Source organism: Streptomyces caniscabiei (genome assembly GCF_014930365.1).
GTDB classification, from domain to species: Bacteria; Actinomycetota; Actinomycetes; order Streptomycetales; family Streptomycetaceae; genus Streptomyces; species Streptomyces caniscabiei.
Map to the genome: position 1 here is coordinate 71,251 of NZ_JABXWI010000005.1, position 14,432 is coordinate 85,682.

A 14,432-nucleotide genomic window follows, 5' to 3' on the forward strand; every position below is an offset into this window, starting at 1 on the left:
CGCCGGCCGGTGGGGCTTCTCGCGCAGTTCCCCGCGCCCCTGAAGAGCGGGGGCTACGCCCCGCGCTCTTCATCCCGCCGGTCGGCACTCGTCTCATTCATTCACCTGTAGGAGGGACCACCGCGTGAGCACGCACTTCCCCTTCACCGCCGTCGTCGGGCAGAGCGACCTGCAACTCGCCCTGCTCCTCAACGCGATCTCACCGCGCATCGGCGGTGTGCTCGTGCGCGGCGAGAAGGGCACCGCCAAGAGCACCGCCGTGCGGGCGCTCGCGGCGCTGCTGCCGCCGGTGGAGGTCGTCGTCGGCTGCCGGTTCTCCTGCGACCCCGTGAAGCCGGACCCGGCGTGTCCGGACGGCCCGCACGAGCCGGCGTTCGAGACCCGGCCCTCGCGCATGGTCGAGCTGCCCGTCGGCGCCTCCGAGGACCGGCTCGTCGGCGCCCTCGACATCGAACGGGCGCTGTCGGAGGGCGTGAAGGCGTTCGAGCCGGGCCTGCTCGCGGACGCGCACCGGGGCATCCTCTACGTCGACGAGGTGAACCTGCTCCACGACCACCTCGTCGACCTGCTGCTCGACGCGGCCGCGATGGGCGCCTCGTACGTGGAGCGCGAGGGCGTCTCCGTACGGCATGCCGCGCGGTTCCTGCTGGTCGGGACGATGAACCCCGAGGAGGGCGAGCTGCGGCCGCAGTTGCTCGACCGGTTCGGGCTGACCGTGGAGGTCGCGGCCTCGCGGGAGCCGGACCAGCGGGTGGAGGTCGTCCGGCGGCGGCTCGCCTACGACGACGACCCGGCCGGTTTCACGGCCCGTTGGGCGGACGAGGAGGCCGACGTACGGCAACGGGTCGTCGCCGCGCGGGAGTTGCTGCCGTCCGTGGTGCTGGGCGACGGGGCGCTGTTGCAGATCGCGGCGACCTGCGCGGCGTTCGAGGTGGACGGGATGCGGGCCGACATCGTGATGGCCCGGACCGCGACCGCGCTGGCCGCGTGGGCCGGGCGGACCGAGGTGCTCGCGGAGGACGTGCGCCAGGCGGCACTGCTCGCGCTGCCCCACCGGAGGCGACGGAATCCCTTCGACGCGCCCGGCCTGGACGAGGACAAGCTCGACGAGACGCTGGAGGAGTTCGCGGAACCGCCGCAGAACCCCGAGGACCCGCAGGGCCCTCAGAACTCGCGGGACCCGCAGGACCCGCAGGGCGACGACGATCCGGATCCCGGTCCCGACGGCCCCGGTGGCGGTGGGCGGCCGCCCGCTCCCGAGTCCGACGGGCCCCAGGGCGGCGACGGCGGCGCCCGGCCCGAGTCCGGCGAGGGCGTGCCGGCGCAGGCTCCGGCCGCCGGGGAGCAGTCGGCCGTACGGGCCGCCGAGCCGTTCCGTACGAAGGTGCTCAGTGTGCCGGGGCTCGGGGAGGGCGCCGCCGGGCGGCGTTCGCGTGCACGGACCGAGCACGGGCGCACGACCGGGGCGCGCAGGCCGCGTGGCACGCTGACCAAGCTGCATCTGGCGGCGACGGTGCAGGCCGCCGCGCCGCATCAGCGGACGCGGGGGCGGTCCGGGCCGGGGCTGGTCGTACGGCGTGACGATCTGCGGCAGGCGACCCGGGAGGGGCGGGAGGGCAACCTCGTGCTGTTCGTGGTCGACGCCTCCGGGTCGATGGCGGCGCGGCAGCGGATGGGTGCCGTGAAGGGCGCGGTGCTGTCGCTGCTGCTCGACGCCTACCAGCGGCGGGACAAGGTGGGCCTGGTGACGTTCCGGGGGTCGGCCGCCGAGGTGGCACTGCCGCCGACCTCGTCGGTGGACGCGGCGGCGGCCCGGCTGGAGTCGTTGCCGACGGGCGGGCGTACCCCGCTCGCGGCGGGGTTGCTCAAGGCGCACGACGTACTGCGGGTGGAGCGGCTGCGGGACCCCGCGCGCCGCCCGCTGGTCGTGGTGGTCACCGACGGCCGGGCGACCGGTGGGCCGGAGCCCGTCGCGCTCGCCGGGCGGGCGGCCCGCCTGTTCGCGGCCGAGGGCCACGCGTCGGTGGTGGTCGACTGCGAGTCGGGCCATGTCCGGCTGGGGCTCGCCGGGCAGCTGGCGGGTGAACTGGGCGGTACGGCGGTGACGTTGGACGAGCTGCGGGCGGACTCCATCGCCGGGCTGGTCCGGGATGTGCAGGGAACGCAGAGGACTTCAGGGAAGGCGGCGTAGATGCCTCAGGGACAGCCGAGTGTCGTACCGGACGACGGACTGACGACTCGTCAGCGCAGGAACCGTCCGCTGGTGTTCGTGCACACGGGCATAGGCAAGGGGAAGTCCACCGCCGCGTTCGGGCTCGCGCTGCGCGCCTGGAACCAGGGGTGGCCGATCGGGGTGTTCCAGTTCGTCAAGTCGGCGAAGTGGAAGGTCGGCGAGGAGAACGCGCTGCGGGTGCTGGGGGCGTCCGGTGAGGGCGGTTCCGTCGACTGGCACAAGATGGGCGAGGGTTGGTCCTGGGTGCAGCGCGACGGGCAGATGGACAACGAGGACAAGGCCCGGGAGGGCTGGGAGCAGGTCAAGCGGGACCTGGCGGCCGAGACGTACAAGCTGTACGTGCTGGACGAGTTCGCGTACCCGCTGCACTGGGGGTGGATCGACACCGACGAGGTGATCGACGTCCTGCGGAACCGGCCCGGGACCCAGCATGTGGTGATCACCGGGCGGAACGCGCCGGAGAAGCTGGTCGACTTCGCGGACCTCGTGACCGACATGTCGAAGGTCAAGCACCCCATGGACGCGGGCCAGAAGGGCCAGCGGGGCATCGAGTGGTGACATCGTGACGTCCTACACCTCGGTCCCCTCCGTCCCCCGGCTGGTGATCGCCGCGCCCTCGTCGCGCAGCGGCAAGACCACCGTCGCCACGGGCCTGATGGCCGCGCTCACCGAGCGGGGCCTCGCCGTGTCCCCGCACAAGGTGGGGCCGGACTACATCGACCCCGGGTACCACGCGCTCGCCAGCGGGCGGGTGGGGCGGAACCTCGACGCGTATCTGTGCGGGCCCGAGCTGGTCGCGCCGCTCTTCGCGCACGGCGCGCGCGGATGCGACATCGCGGTCGTCGAGGGTGTGATGGGGATGTTCGACGGGGCCTCGGGGCAGGGGGAGCTGGCGTCCACCGCGCATGTGGCGAAGCTGCTGCGGGCGCCGGTGGTGCTGGTCGTGGACGCGTCGTCGCAGTCGCGGTCGGTGGCGGCGCTGGTGCACGGGTTCGCCTCGTGGGATCCCGAGGTGCGGATCGGGGGCGTGATCCTCAACAAGGTCGCCTCCGACCGGCACGAGGAACTGCTGCGGGACGCCCTGGAGTCGACCGGTGTCCCCGTGCTGGGCGTGCTGCGGCGGGCTCCGCAGGTGGACACCCCGTCCCGGCATCTGGGGCTGGTCCCGGTCGCCGAACGGCGGGCCGCGGCACTGGAGGCCGTGGCGGCGATGGCGGCGCAGGTGCGGGCCGGGTGCGACCTGGAGGCGCTGGTCGCGCTCGCCCGGAGCGCCGGTGCGCTGTCGGGGGCGGCGTGGGAGCCGCCCGTCGCGGCGTCGGCCGGGCGGGAGGTGGTCGCCGTGGCCGGCGGGCCCGCGTTCACCTTCTCCTACGCCGAGCACGCCGAGCTGTTGACCGCGGCGGGTGCCGAGGTGGTCGTCTTCGATCCGCTGCGCGACGAGCGACTGCCGGACGGGACGCGCGGGTTGGTGATCGGCGGCGGGTTCCCCGAGATGTACGCCGCCGAGCTGTCCGCCAACGAGCCGCTGCGCAAGGCCGTCGCCGAGCTGGCGTTCGACGGGGCTCCGGTGGCGGCCGAGTGCGCGGGGCTGCTCTATCTGTGCCGGGAGCTGGACGGGCGGCCCATGTGCGGCGTGCTCGACGCGACGGCGCGGATGGACGAGCGGCTGACCCTCGGATACCGCGACGCCGTGGCCGTGAGCGACAGCGCGCTCGCGCCGGCCGGGACCCGGATGCGGGCCCACGAGTTCCACCGGACCGTCGTCGAGCCGGGGGCCGGGCCCGCGCCCGCCTGGGGGATACGGTCCCCTCGGCCTCGGGTCGAGGGGTTCGTGCAGGGAGGGGTGCACGCGAGCTATCTGCACACCCACTGGGCGGCGGAGCCCGGTGTCGCACGGCGGTTCGTGGAGAGATGCCGGGCGTCATGAGCGGTACGTCGACCGGTGGGGTGCGCCGCTCACTCCGCCACGCCCACCACCAGCCAGATGAAGGCCGCCCCGGCGACCGTGCACAGCAGGGTGGAGTGGGCCGGGTGCTGGTGGTGGGCCTCGGGGAGGATCTCGGCGGCGGCGAGATAGAGCAGGGCGCCGCCGAAGAAGCCGAGGTAGCAGCCGAGCGGGCCCTCCGGGATCGTGAACAGCAGCGTGGAGGCGGCTCCCACCACCGGGGCCGCCGCGTCCGCGAACAGCATCGCCAGCGCACGGCGGCGGGCGTTGCCGTAGACGCTGGTGAGCGTGTACGTGTTGAAGCCGTCCGCGAAGTCGTGGGCGATCACCGCGAGCGCGACCGCGATGCCCATGCCCTCGCCGATCTGGAACGCCGCGCCGATCGCGACGCCGTCCATGGCGCTGTGTCCGACCATCGCCGCCGCGGCCGTCAGGCCCACCTGGGGTGTATGGCCGTTGTGCTCCTCCGCGCCGTGCGCCGCCTGGCGGACGGCCAGCAGGCGTTCCACCAGGTGGGCCAGGAGGAACCCGGCGACGAACAGCAGCAGCGCCGCCGGTACGCCGAAGATTTCGTCGCCCGCGGCCTCCAGCGCCTCGGGGAGCAGATCGAGGCCGACCACGCCCAGCATCAGACCGCCGGCCAGGCCCAGCACCAGGTGACGGCGGTCCGTCACGCGCTGTGCCGTCCAGCCGCCGAGCAGCGTCATCAGGAACGCGCCGAGTGCCACGAAGACCGCCATGGGTCTTTGCTACCGGATGAGTGGGCGGTGTCGGCTGCGGCGCCCCGGGGTGGTGTGGAGTGGGGAGGTCGGATTTCGGGTGCGGGTTCGTGGGGGCTGGCCGCGCCCACGCGGCGGAGCCGCATATGTCACAGCCCCGCGCCCCTAGAGAACCGGCGTGGCCATGGCTGACCGTGTGTTCGGGGCACTCGTTGTCGGTGTGGGCGCCTCTGCCGGGGTGTCGATGGTGGAGGTTCTAGGGCTGGTGGAAGGGGTGCTGCGGGATGCCGGGCTCTCCCTCGGGGCCGTTTGCGCGCTCGTCACCGTCGACGCCAAAGCCGGTGAACCCGGCCTCGTCCAGGCCGCCGAGCGGCTCGGGGTCCCGCTGGTCACCCACTCCGCCGCGGAGTTGGCCGCCGTGGCGGTGCCGAACCCCTCCGACGTGGCCCTCGCCGCCGTCGGAACCCCGTCCGTCGCGGAGGCCGCCGCGCTCGTCGGCGGAGGTGAACTCCTCGTGCCGAAGCGGAAGTCGGAGCCGGTGGACGGGCGGCCGGGACGGGTGACGTGTGCCGTCGCGACGGCGAACCCTGGCTGTGCCGCCCCCGGCGGCGGTCGGCATGATGATCGTGGTGGCGGTGACCGTGACCGCGGTCGTCGAGGGACCCGATGACGGTGACCGCCGCCGACCCGCCCGACCGCCCCCGCTTCCGCGCCCGCACCACCCCTTCCGCCTCCGAGGAGTCACCGTGACCACCCCGCCGCCCGCCCTGCTCATCGCCGGTCATGGAACCCGGGACGAGGCCGGGGCCGAGGCGTTCCGCGTCTTACTGCGCGAGCTGGGACGCCGCCACCCCGGGCTGCCCGTCGGGGGCGGCTTCGCCGAGCCGTTCCGGCCACCGCTGGGTGAGGCCGTGACCGCGCTGGTGGAGCACGGGGTACGGCGGTTCGTCGTGGTCCCGCTGGCCCCGGAGGCCGCCGGGCGCGCCGAGGCCGATGCGCGGGCGGCGCTGGACGGCGTACGGGAGCGGCACCCGGAGGTGTCGTACGGGCACGGCCGTCCCCCGGGCCCGCGTCCCGCGCTGCTGGGCCTGCTGGAGCGGCGGGTGGAGGAGGCGCTGGGGTCGCCCGCGCCGCGGACCCCGGGCGACCGGGCCGATGTGACCGTCCTGCTCGTCGGGTACGGCTCCACGGACCCCGGCGCCAACGCCGAGGTGCACCGGGCGGCCCGGCTGCTGTGGGAGGGGCGCGGGTACGCGGGGGTGGAGACGGCCTTCGTGTCGATGGCGGCGCCGGACGTGCCGAGCGGTCTCGACCGGTGTGTGCGGCTGGGCGCGCGGCGCATCGTCGTCCTCCCGTACTTCCCGCTCGACGGCGGGCTCGCGGACCGGGTGCGGCAGCAGACCGAGGGCTGGGCTGCCGCGCGTCCGGAGATCGGGGTACGGTCGGCCGATGTCATCGGACCGGAGCCGGAGTTGCTCGATCTGATCGTGGAGCGGTACCGGGAGGCGCTGGAGGGCGGCCCGCACCCGCACCGCGATTCCCCCGGCTCCTCCGGCTCCCCCGACTCATCCGGCTCCTCCGTCGCCGGTGGCACTCCGCACGGCGGCGGGAACAGCCCGGGGCTGCCGCGGCAGCCGCAGGCCCGTCCGGACGACGACGGGCGCCACGGTCACGATCATCACCTCTGGGGACACACGCACTCCCATGCACACTGAATCCGACTCCGGGAGCAGGCACGGCCTGCGGAACACGGGGCACGACGTGACCGACTCGGGCCATGACCCGGCGCACGCGGGCCATGACCTGCGGCATCACGGCGACGCCGAGGTGCGGGACGACGGGGCGAGGCTCATCGACCTCGCCGTGAACGTCCGGGCCGGCACACCGCCCGCCTGGCTGCGGGAGCGCATAGCCGGGTCGCTGACCGGGCTGGCCGCCTACCCCGACGGACGGGCGGCGCGGGCGGCGGTGGCGGCCCGGCACGGACTGCCGGCCGAGCGGGTCCTGCTCACGGCGGGCGCCGCCGAGGCGTTCGTGCTGCTCGCGCGCGCCCTGAAGGTCCGTCATCCGGTGGTGGTGCACCCGCAGTTCACCGAGCCCGAGGCCGCGCTGCGGGACGCCGGGCACACCGTGGACCGGGTGCTGCTGCGGGAGTCGGACGGCTTCCGGCTGGACCCGGCGGCCGTGCCGGACGACGCGGACCTGGTGGTCGTGGGCAACCCGACCAATCCGACGTCGGTGCTGCACCCGGCGGAGTCCCTCGCCCGGCTCGCCCGGCCGGGGCGGACGCTGGTGGTCGACGAGGCGTTCATGGACGCGGTGCCGGGTGAGCGCGAGGCGCTGGCCGGTCGGACGGACGTGCCCGGCCTCGTCGTCCTGCGCAGCCTCACCAAGACCTGGGGGCTGGCCGGACTGCGGATCGGTTACGTCCTCGCCGCGCCCGGGACGATCACCGAGCTGGAGCGCGCCCAGCCGCTGTGGCCGGTGTCGACGCCGGCCCTCGCGGCGGCCGAGGCGTGTGTCTCGGAGCGGGCGCTGGCGGAGGCCGCCGAGGCGGCCGCGCGCGTCGTCGCCGACCGCGCCCATCTGGTCGCCGGACTGCGGGAGTTCGCCCCCGACGGGCTGGCCGTGGTCGAGCCCGCCGAGGGCCCGTTCGTGCTGATCCGGCTGCCCCGCGCGACCGCCGTACGACGGCATCTGCGCAGCCTCGGCTTCGCCGTCCGCCGCGGGGACACCTTCCCGGGGCTGGACGACGCGTGGCTGCGCCTGGCGGTCCGCGACCGGACCACGGTCAACGGCTTCCTCCAGGCGCTGGACCGGGCGATGACACTGGCGGACCGCTGAGCGGAGGGCCTCAGCGGTCCGCCGTCCGACCGGTCGGACCGGTCGGACGGCTCGGGCGTGTCACGGCCCAGGGTCGGCCGGCGCGGGCACCGCGCGGGTCAGCACTGCGAGCTGTGCTTGCAGTGCATCTTGACGCCCATCTTGTGGTTGAAGTCCTGCCACTTGCCGCGCGCGAACGACTTGTTGACGCCGTCCGGGACGGAGGGCTTGGCGACGTGGGCCCAGACGTGGAGCATCAGGTAGCCGGTCTTCTTGTCGTTGTAGAACTGGAAGTTGACCCTGGAGCCGGCGCCGTCGAAGTGGCCCTTCTGCGCGATGAAGTACCAGCCGTTCTTCATTCCCTTCGTGTAGAACTTCACCGGCGCGTTCCGGCAGCCGAAGGGCCCGGCCGCGCAGGCCTTCAGCTTGATCAGCTGACCTTCCCTGGGGTACTTCTTCGGCGCGTTCTTCACCGGGAACGTGCAGTTGAAGCACCTCTTCAGCTCCTGCATCGGCTCACTGGCCTTCCAGGGGCGGCCGATGTACTTGGCGTTGTTGGGCTTCACGTGGAAGCGCCAGTCGTAGAGCTTGCGGAGCTTCACGGCGGACGCGGCCCCGGTGCCCTTCTCGGCGACCGCCGCCGGGCTCTTCTTGACGACGGCGGCGCCACTGTGGGCGGACGCCGCGCCGGCCGGGGCGAGGACGGCGAGCATGGCGGCCCCCGCGACCGCCAGGTTCGAGAGGGTGCGGAGGAAGGGGGAACGGGTGAACACGGGTCTCCCTGGTGTCGGACGGACGTCTGGGACGGACGTGCGGTGCGCCACCAAGCTAGGGAGTTCGCGGATCCCCCGACATTGTCACTTCGGGCACTGCCCCTCGGGGAGCCTCAGCGGGGCCGCCCGTACGGCGTCTCACCCTTGCGGACCGATTCACGGGTGCCGTCCGGGAAGCGGATGTCCACGTCTCCGCCGGCGTCGACCGTGGCGCTCGCGCCGGTGTGCGGGGTGTGCGGGTCGCCGGTGAGCAGGACCAGGGTGACCAGGAGCGACTGACCGCCGGACGCCGTGCGGCCTTCGAGGACGGGCGTCGCCGAGTGGTGTCCGTAGGCGTTCGTCCCGGCGGCCGGCACGACCGTGCCGGGGCCGTCGCCCCAGCCGTGCAGGCCCACGAGCGCGCTGGTCAGGCCGTCCACGCGACGGGCCAGTGCCCAGCCCGGCCCGGACGTCCCCTCGGGCGGCCCGTCGTCGTCGGCCACGGCCCAGCCCCCTTCGCGTACGGGCGTGCCGGCCGGGGCGTGGACGCGGTGCACCCGCACCTCCCACGGGCCGTGCACCACGCTGACGGTCTCGATCCCGTCGCCGTCCGCGCCGCCGTACCGGGACGCGGCGCGGCGGCCCTCGGCGCCCAGGGGACGGATCCGGCCCCGTGGGGAGGGGGTGCCGTCGGGTGCGAGCAGGGCGAGGTGGTTGTCGGGGCCCGCCGGGGTCTCCGGTGCCGTGGCGCTGGAGTAGGCGAGCCGGGCGTAGTGCGGGCTGTCGTCGGCGGTGGCGGGCGGGGGCGGCAACCGGTCGCTGCCGTGGTTGACGAGGCGTACGAGGCCGTCGGCGGCGGTGGTGTGCAGCAGCCAGCCGGGGCCGGGCAGGGCGAGCGTGGTGTCGTCGGTGTCGATCGGCGCGGGCTCCTCCGGCGCGGTCCACACGGGGTGGCTCTCGGGCAGGAGCAGGCCGAGGAAGGCCTTGCTCGCCCAGTACGGGGAGGCGGGGCCCGAGTAGCGCTGGGTGACGGGGAGGAAGGGCCGGTACCAGCCCAGGGTGAGCAGGCCCCGTTCGTCGGGCACCCCCCGTTCCGCGAAGTGCCGCAGGGCACCGGAGGCGAGCCGGCGGGTGCGGCCCGGCGGCAGGGGCGTGGCGTCGGCGAGGGCGCCCGCCCACAGCGGGGCGGTGGTCGCGAAACGGTAGGTGAGGGAGCGGCCCTGGTGGAGCGGGCCGCCGTCGGCGCCGAAGAAGTGCTGGTGCGCGGCGAGGAACTCGCGCAGCCGCGCCCGGTGCCGGGCCACCGCCGCCGTGTCCGCCCGGGGGCCCGCGATCCGCGCCCACAGCACCGGATACAGGTGCAGCGCCCAGCCGTTGTAGTAGTCGAACTTCTGCCCGTCGCCGTCGGTGTACCAGCCGCCGCCCCGGTACCAGTCCTCCAGCCGGGCGAGGCCCGCGTCGATCTCGGCGCGGCTGTGCGGGGCGCCGACCGAGGCGAGGAACTCCTCGGTGATCACCTGGAAGAGGCGCCAGTTGGAGTCGTTGACGTCCGCGCCGACGAACCCGCCCAGCCAGTCGGCGACCCGGGCGCGCACCCCGTCGTCGAGCCGGTCCCACAGCCAGGGACGCGTCTCGTGCAGGGCGATCGCGATCGACGCGGCCTCCACCATGGGCTGCGCCCGGTCCGTGATCGCCGGCCAGCGCTCGTCACCGCCGGCCGGATCGGTCCCGGCGGCGAGCCCGGCCGCGTACCGCTCGATCAACGCGGGGCCGACCCGCCCCCGTGAGCCCGCGATCCGGAAGGCGGCGAGCAGGAAGGACCGCGCGAACCCTTCGAGCCCGTCGGACGACGCCCCCGAGTGACTGGCCCGCCCCGGCAGCCGGTACTGCGCGAGGCCCGGCGAGGCGAACGGCTCGATCCCGTCGAGCAGCCGGTCGGCGAGCGCCTCCCAGTGGGCTCGGGTCCAGCCGGTGAGGGGGGAGAGGAGCGAGTCGGTGGGCGGAAGCGTCGAGTTGTCGGCGGGTGACATGTGCGGCGCGGTCATACGGGGTCGAAACCTCCGGTGAGTTGTGGACAGAGAGCAGGGCAGCGCGCCCCTTCAGGGGCGCGGGGAACTGCGCGACCAGCCACGAACGACCCGCACTGTCACGACGGCCCCCTCGGCGGAGTCACCGGCGGAGCCACACTCCGCCGCACGACGATGTGCGTGCCCAGCACATGCCGGCCCCCCACCCCCCGCTCCGGATCCCGCAGCGCGATCCGCACCGCGGCCCGCCCCAGCTCCTCCGCCGGGGTACGCACCGTCGTGAGCGGCGGATCGAAGTCCTCGGCCAGCGGGATGTCGTTGTACCCGACCACCGAGATGTCGTCGGGAACGCGCAGCCCGGCCGTGGCGATCGCGCGGAGCGCGCCCGCCGCGACCATGTCGTCCCCCGCGAAGACGGCGGTGAACTCCCGTGTCTCCTCCAGCAGTTCGGTCATCGCCCGCAGCCCGGCCGGGCGGCCGAGGCCGCAGTTCACGACCCGCGCGGCCTCGGGCGGCAGCCCGTGCTCCGCGAGCGCGGCCCGGTATCCGGCGACGCGGGCGTCGAGCGCCGTGTTCCCGGGCAGTCCGCCGAGGAAGACGATCCGGCGGTGCCCGGCGGACAGCAGGTGCCCGGTGATGGCCCGCGCCCCCGCCTCGTTGTCGAACTCGACGACCAGTGCCGGTATCCCCGGGTCGGGAGACGGGCGTCCGCACAGCACGAGCCGGGCGCCGGAGGCGTCCAGGGCCTGCGCGTACTGGGCCACACGGGAGCGGTACGCGTCGTCCTCGACGACCCCGCCGACGAGGATCACCAGCCGTGCCCCCTCCTCCCGCATCAGCCGGACGAAGTCCATCTCGCGCTGCGGGTCTCCGCCGGTCGCGCCGACCACGCACAGCCAGCCCCGGTCGGCGGCCTCCGCCTCCACGCCCTCGGCGACCTGGGCGTAGAAGGGGCTGGTGACCTGGCGGACGACGACGGCGGCCATCTTGCGGCCGCCGCCGACGAGGGCACGGGCGTGCGCGTTGGCGACGTAGTCGAGTTCGCGGGCGGCGCGCAGGACGCGGGCCCGGGTGGCGGCGGGCACCGGGTGGTTGCCGCTGAGGGCGCGGGACGCGGTGGCCGTCGACACGCCCGCCCGCACGGCGACCTCACGGATCGTGATCCGGCCCCTGGCCGCCGGGTCCTTGGGCTCGCTCTCCTCGGCGCCCCGGGTCGCGGAGTCCGGCTTCCGCCGTGCCGGGGCCTTGAGTTCGGTCTCCTCGGGCGCCATGTCGTTCCCCATCCCCCGCGTCTCCTGTTCCGCTGCCGCCGGCCGCAGGCCGTCGCTCATGTGTTGGCCGCGTAGTCCTTCGCGAACTCCTCGGCCATTCTGTCGCCGCCCCGCTGCCGCCACGTCTTCACGGTCGTGTCCCATTCCGAGAGGGGGAGGCGCCCGGCGACGATGCCGGTGACCGTGTCGTCGACGAGGGCCTTGAGGGTGGCACCCTGGGCGTTGAAGGTGGCGGACTGCAACCCGTAGGAGGCGTTGCGGACGGCGTGCGGCACGACCTTCCGCTGCCAGGCGTGCAGGGCCCGTACGGCGTCGGGCATGCCCGGCACGAAGAGCACCTGGGGGCCCTCGGCGAGGTACTTCAGCGGCAGGTTGGTGTTGTTCTCGACCTCGCCGAGCTTCGTGGTCTCCGGCGAGCCGTCCTTGCCCCGGGTGAAGTGGACGCCCTCGACGCCGTGGTGGACGAGTTCCCACTCCTTGGTGCCGAAGGGCGCGGCGAGGAAGTCGAGGACGCGCAGCATCAGCTCGACGCGCTCCTTCTTCGCCTTCTTCAGGATGGTGTAGCCGAAGGAGCGACGGGCGGCGACGACTCCGCCGGGCGTGCCGTCGACGCTGTACGGCAATGCGGCGGCCGGGGTGAACTTGCCCTTGGAGTCCTGGTACTTGGGCAGATAGGCGCCGAAGCCGTCCTGCATGGAACCGACGGTGCCGTTGAGGAAGAGGCTGCTCAGGTCGATCTGGGAGACCGAGGTCGCGTCCGGGTAGTAGGAGCCGTTCTCGCGCAGCCGGGCGCGGAAGGCGATGGACGCCTTGTAGCGCTCGTCCGCGTACCCCGGCACGAAGACCCCCTCCTCGGTGACGGACCAGTCCTGGGGCGCGTTGTGGGCGGCGGAGTGGAAGCCGTTGCCGAAGCCGGACCCCTGGGCGGCGCCGAGGGCGTACGTCCTGCCTCGGGTGGCCTGCCGGGCGACGGCGGCGAAGTCCTCCGCGGTCCAGCCCTCCTCCATGCCCGCGCCCGCGAACATGGCCTGGTTGAGCCAGAGCGTGGAGCCGGGCAGCGGGCGTTCCAGGGGGATGCCGTAGATCCGGCCGCCGATACGGCCCATGTCCCGCCAGGCGTGGCCGGGGATGTTGGCGAGGTTGGGGTAGTCGGTGACAGCGTCGCCGGACAGGTACGGGGTGAGGTCCTCGCCACGGGTCCGCACGAACTGGGCCTCGCGGGGCACGGTCAGCCCGGTGAACATGTTGATGATGTCGGGGAGGCTGTCGGCGTCGCCCGCCATGACCGTGGCCATCTTCTTCTGGTAGTCGGCCTGGGAGATGATCGTGTAGTCGATCTTCACGCCGAGTGCCTTCTCGACGGCCGCCCAGAACCTGTTGGACGAGGCCGGTTTGGGCGGTGTGCCGAAGGACACCGTCATGACCTTGATCGTGGACCCGTCGCCCGGGGTGCGGGAGACGGACTGTGTCAGCTCGGCCGGGTAGGAGGTGTATCCGGCCTGGACCCCTTCCGCGGTGGCGGCGAGGTCCGGCTTCGGGGCCTTGGCCGTGGGCCGGTACGTGGGCCAGGGGGCCAGCTTCTTGCCGGCGTTGGAGACGTCGCTGTCACGGCTGCCGGAGGAGGAGCAGGCGGTCAGTACGCCCGGGACGGAGGCGGCTGCCAGGGAACCGAGCAGAGTACGGCGGGACATGCGGGGCATGGGTGAATCCCTCGTGTCGGCTGGAATCGGCGGGGTCAGCTCTTGATGGCGCCGGTGAGCACGCCCTTGGTGAAGTACTTCTGGAGGAAGGGGTAGACGAGCAGGATCGGGACGGTGGCGATCACCAGCACCGCCATCTGCACGGTCTGGGGCGCGGTGACCGTGCCCTCGCCGGTCGTCGCGTCGGTGAGCCCGGAACCGGCCACCACATAGGTGCGCAGGACCTGTTGGAGGGGCCAGTGGTCGCTCTCCAGGTAGAGCGAGGCGTAGAACCAGGAGTTCCAGTACGCCACCGCGTAGAACAGTCCGACGACGGCGAGCGCGGCCTTGGACAGGGGCAGGACGACGGAGAACAGCACCCGCCAGTCCCCGGCCCCGTCCAGGCGCGCGGCCTCGTACAGCTCTTCGGGGATGCCCTGGAAGAAGCCGCGCAGCACGATGAGGTTGAAGACGTTGACGAGGACGGGCAGCACCAGGGAGGCGTAGCTGTCCAGCAGGCCCAGCTCCTTGACCAGCAGGAAGCTCGGGATCATGCCGGGCGGGAAGAGGAAGGTGAACAGGATGAGCAGCAGCGCCGGCCGGCCGCCGAGGACCCCGGGCCGGGAGAGGGCGTAGGCGAGGGTGACGGTGCAGGCGAGGCTGAGGAGGGTGCCGACGAGCGTCACACCCGCGCTGACACCGAGGGCGTGGGTGACGATGCCGCCTTCGAGGATGTCGCGGTAGGCGTCGAGGCTGGGTTCGGTGGGCCAGAGGACCCAGCCGCCGTTCGCCACGACCTCGTCGGTGGAGGCGAGGGAGGTCGAGACGATGACGAGGAACGGCACACAGACCAGGAGCACGACGGCGGCGAGGGCGACGGCCTTGGCCGCCTGGGTCACCGGCTTCGGCTTCTCCAGCCAGCCGGGCCGGACGGCGGTGCGGGAGCCGACGCGGACGGCGGTGCGGGTGCGTACGGCGGTGCG

General features: G+C 73.8%; 11 protein-coding genes and 1 pseudogene. 6 read left to right on the plus strand and 6 right to left on the minus strand.

Annotation, left to right across the window (positions count from 1 at the left end; genetic code table 11):
- Positions 1-124 precede the first annotated feature (124 nt).
- The 3 genes from HW837_RS15445 to HW837_RS15455 are packed head-to-tail and all read left to right on the plus strand — an operon-like array spanning position 125 to position 4,160.
- Positions 125-2,191, plus strand: a complete 2,067-nt coding sequence (locus HW837_RS15445; RefSeq protein ID WP_045560838.1) for a putative cobaltochelatase — start codon at positions 125-127, stop codon at positions 2,189-2,191.
- Positions 2,192-2,791 (plus strand): cob(I)yrinic acid a,c-diamide adenosyltransferase, encoded by a 600-nt coding sequence (gene cobO, locus HW837_RS15450; RefSeq protein ID WP_033529174.1) that lies wholly within the window; start codon positions 2,192-2,194, stop codon positions 2,789-2,791.
- A 4-nt stretch (positions 2,792-2,795) separates the two neighbouring features.
- Positions 2,796-4,160, plus strand: coding sequence for a cobyrinic acid a,c-diamide synthase CobB (locus tag HW837_RS15455; RefSeq protein WP_045560839.1), 1,365 nt, complete (start codon positions 2,796-2,798; stop codon positions 4,158-4,160).
- A 29-nt stretch (positions 4,161-4,189) separates the two neighbouring features.
- On the opposite strand, the gene HW837_RS15460 is transcribed toward HW837_RS15455, so the two are convergent.
- Positions 4,190-4,918: a ZIP family metal transporter gene (locus tag HW837_RS15460; protein ID WP_193381623.1), complete on the minus strand. Its 729-nt coding sequence runs from the start codon at positions 4,916-4,918 to the stop codon at positions 4,190-4,192.
- Positions 4,919-5,102: 184 nt separating this feature from the next.
- Here HW837_RS15460 and HW837_RS15465 point away from each other — a divergent pair.
- The 3 genes and pseudogenes from HW837_RS15465 to cobC form a co-directional block, all read left to right on the plus strand.
- Positions 5,103-5,471: pseudogene (locus HW837_RS15465) on the plus strand (cobalamin biosynthesis protein); the annotation flags it as partial.
- Between the two features lie 172 nt (positions 5,472-5,643).
- Positions 5,644-6,612, plus strand: coding sequence for a sirohydrochlorin chelatase (locus tag HW837_RS15470; protein WP_193381621.1), 969 nt, complete (start codon positions 5,644-5,646; stop codon positions 6,610-6,612).
- Positions 6,602-7,741, plus strand: a complete 1,140-nt coding sequence (gene cobC, locus HW837_RS15475) for an Rv2231c family histidinol phosphate aminotransferase CobC (protein ID WP_078853752.1) — start codon at positions 6,602-6,604, stop codon at positions 7,739-7,741. Before HW837_RS15470 ends, cobC begins: the two co-directional genes overlap by 11 nt.
- A gap of 98 nt (positions 7,742-7,839) precedes the next feature.
- Here the strand turns inward: cobC and HW837_RS15480 are convergent, their stop codons facing one another.
- From HW837_RS15480 to HW837_RS15500, 5 genes are all read right to left on the minus strand, one after another.
- Complete coding sequence (locus tag HW837_RS15480) at positions 7,840-8,493, minus strand: hypothetical protein (RefSeq protein ID WP_045560841.1); 654 nt, start codon at positions 8,491-8,493, stop codon at positions 7,840-7,842.
- Between the two features lie 113 nt (positions 8,494-8,606).
- Entirely contained in the window at positions 8,607-10,517 is a 1,911-nt protein-coding gene (locus HW837_RS15485) for a DUF2264 domain-containing protein (RefSeq protein ID WP_177261682.1), read from the minus strand.
- 101 nt (positions 10,518-10,618) lie between these two features.
- Positions 10,619-11,782, minus strand: coding sequence for a LacI family DNA-binding transcriptional regulator (locus HW837_RS15490; RefSeq protein ID WP_237270216.1), 1,164 nt, complete (start codon positions 11,780-11,782; stop codon positions 10,619-10,621).
- A 44-nt stretch (positions 11,783-11,826) separates the two neighbouring features.
- Complete coding sequence (locus HW837_RS15495) at positions 11,827-13,470, minus strand: type 2 periplasmic-binding domain-containing protein (RefSeq protein WP_045560842.1); 1,644 nt, start codon at positions 13,468-13,470, stop codon at positions 11,827-11,829.
- 35 nt (positions 13,471-13,505) lie between these two features.
- A complete protein-coding gene (locus tag HW837_RS15500) occupies positions 13,506-14,366 on the minus strand; it encodes a carbohydrate ABC transporter permease (protein WP_045560992.1) in 861 nt (286 codons plus the stop codon).
- Between the last annotated feature and the right edge of the window lie 66 nt (positions 14,367-14,432).

Excerpts from the sequence above, each read along its gene's own strand:
- HW837_RS15490 (WP_237270216.1), bottom strand. The coding sequence starts at position 11,782 with ATGGGGAACGACATGGCGCCCGAGGAGACCGAACTCAAGGCCCCGGCA.
- cobC (WP_078853752.1), top strand. The coding sequence starts at position 6,602 with ATGCACACTGAATCCGACTCCGGGAGCAGGCACGGCCTGCGGAACACG.
- HW837_RS15495 (WP_045560842.1), bottom strand. The coding sequence starts at position 13,470 with ATGCCCCGCATGTCCCGCCGTACTCTGCTCGGTTCCCTGGCAGCCGCC.
- HW837_RS15485 (WP_177261682.1), bottom strand. The coding sequence starts at position 10,517 with ATGACCGCGCCGCACATGTCACCCGCCGACAACTCGACGCTTCCGCCC.
- HW837_RS15460 (WP_193381623.1), bottom strand. The coding sequence starts at position 4,918 with ATGGCGGTCTTCGTGGCACTCGGCGCGTTCCTGATGACGCTGCTCGGC.
- cobO (WP_033529174.1), top strand. The coding sequence starts at position 2,192 with ATGCCTCAGGGACAGCCGAGTGTCGTACCGGACGACGGACTGACGACT.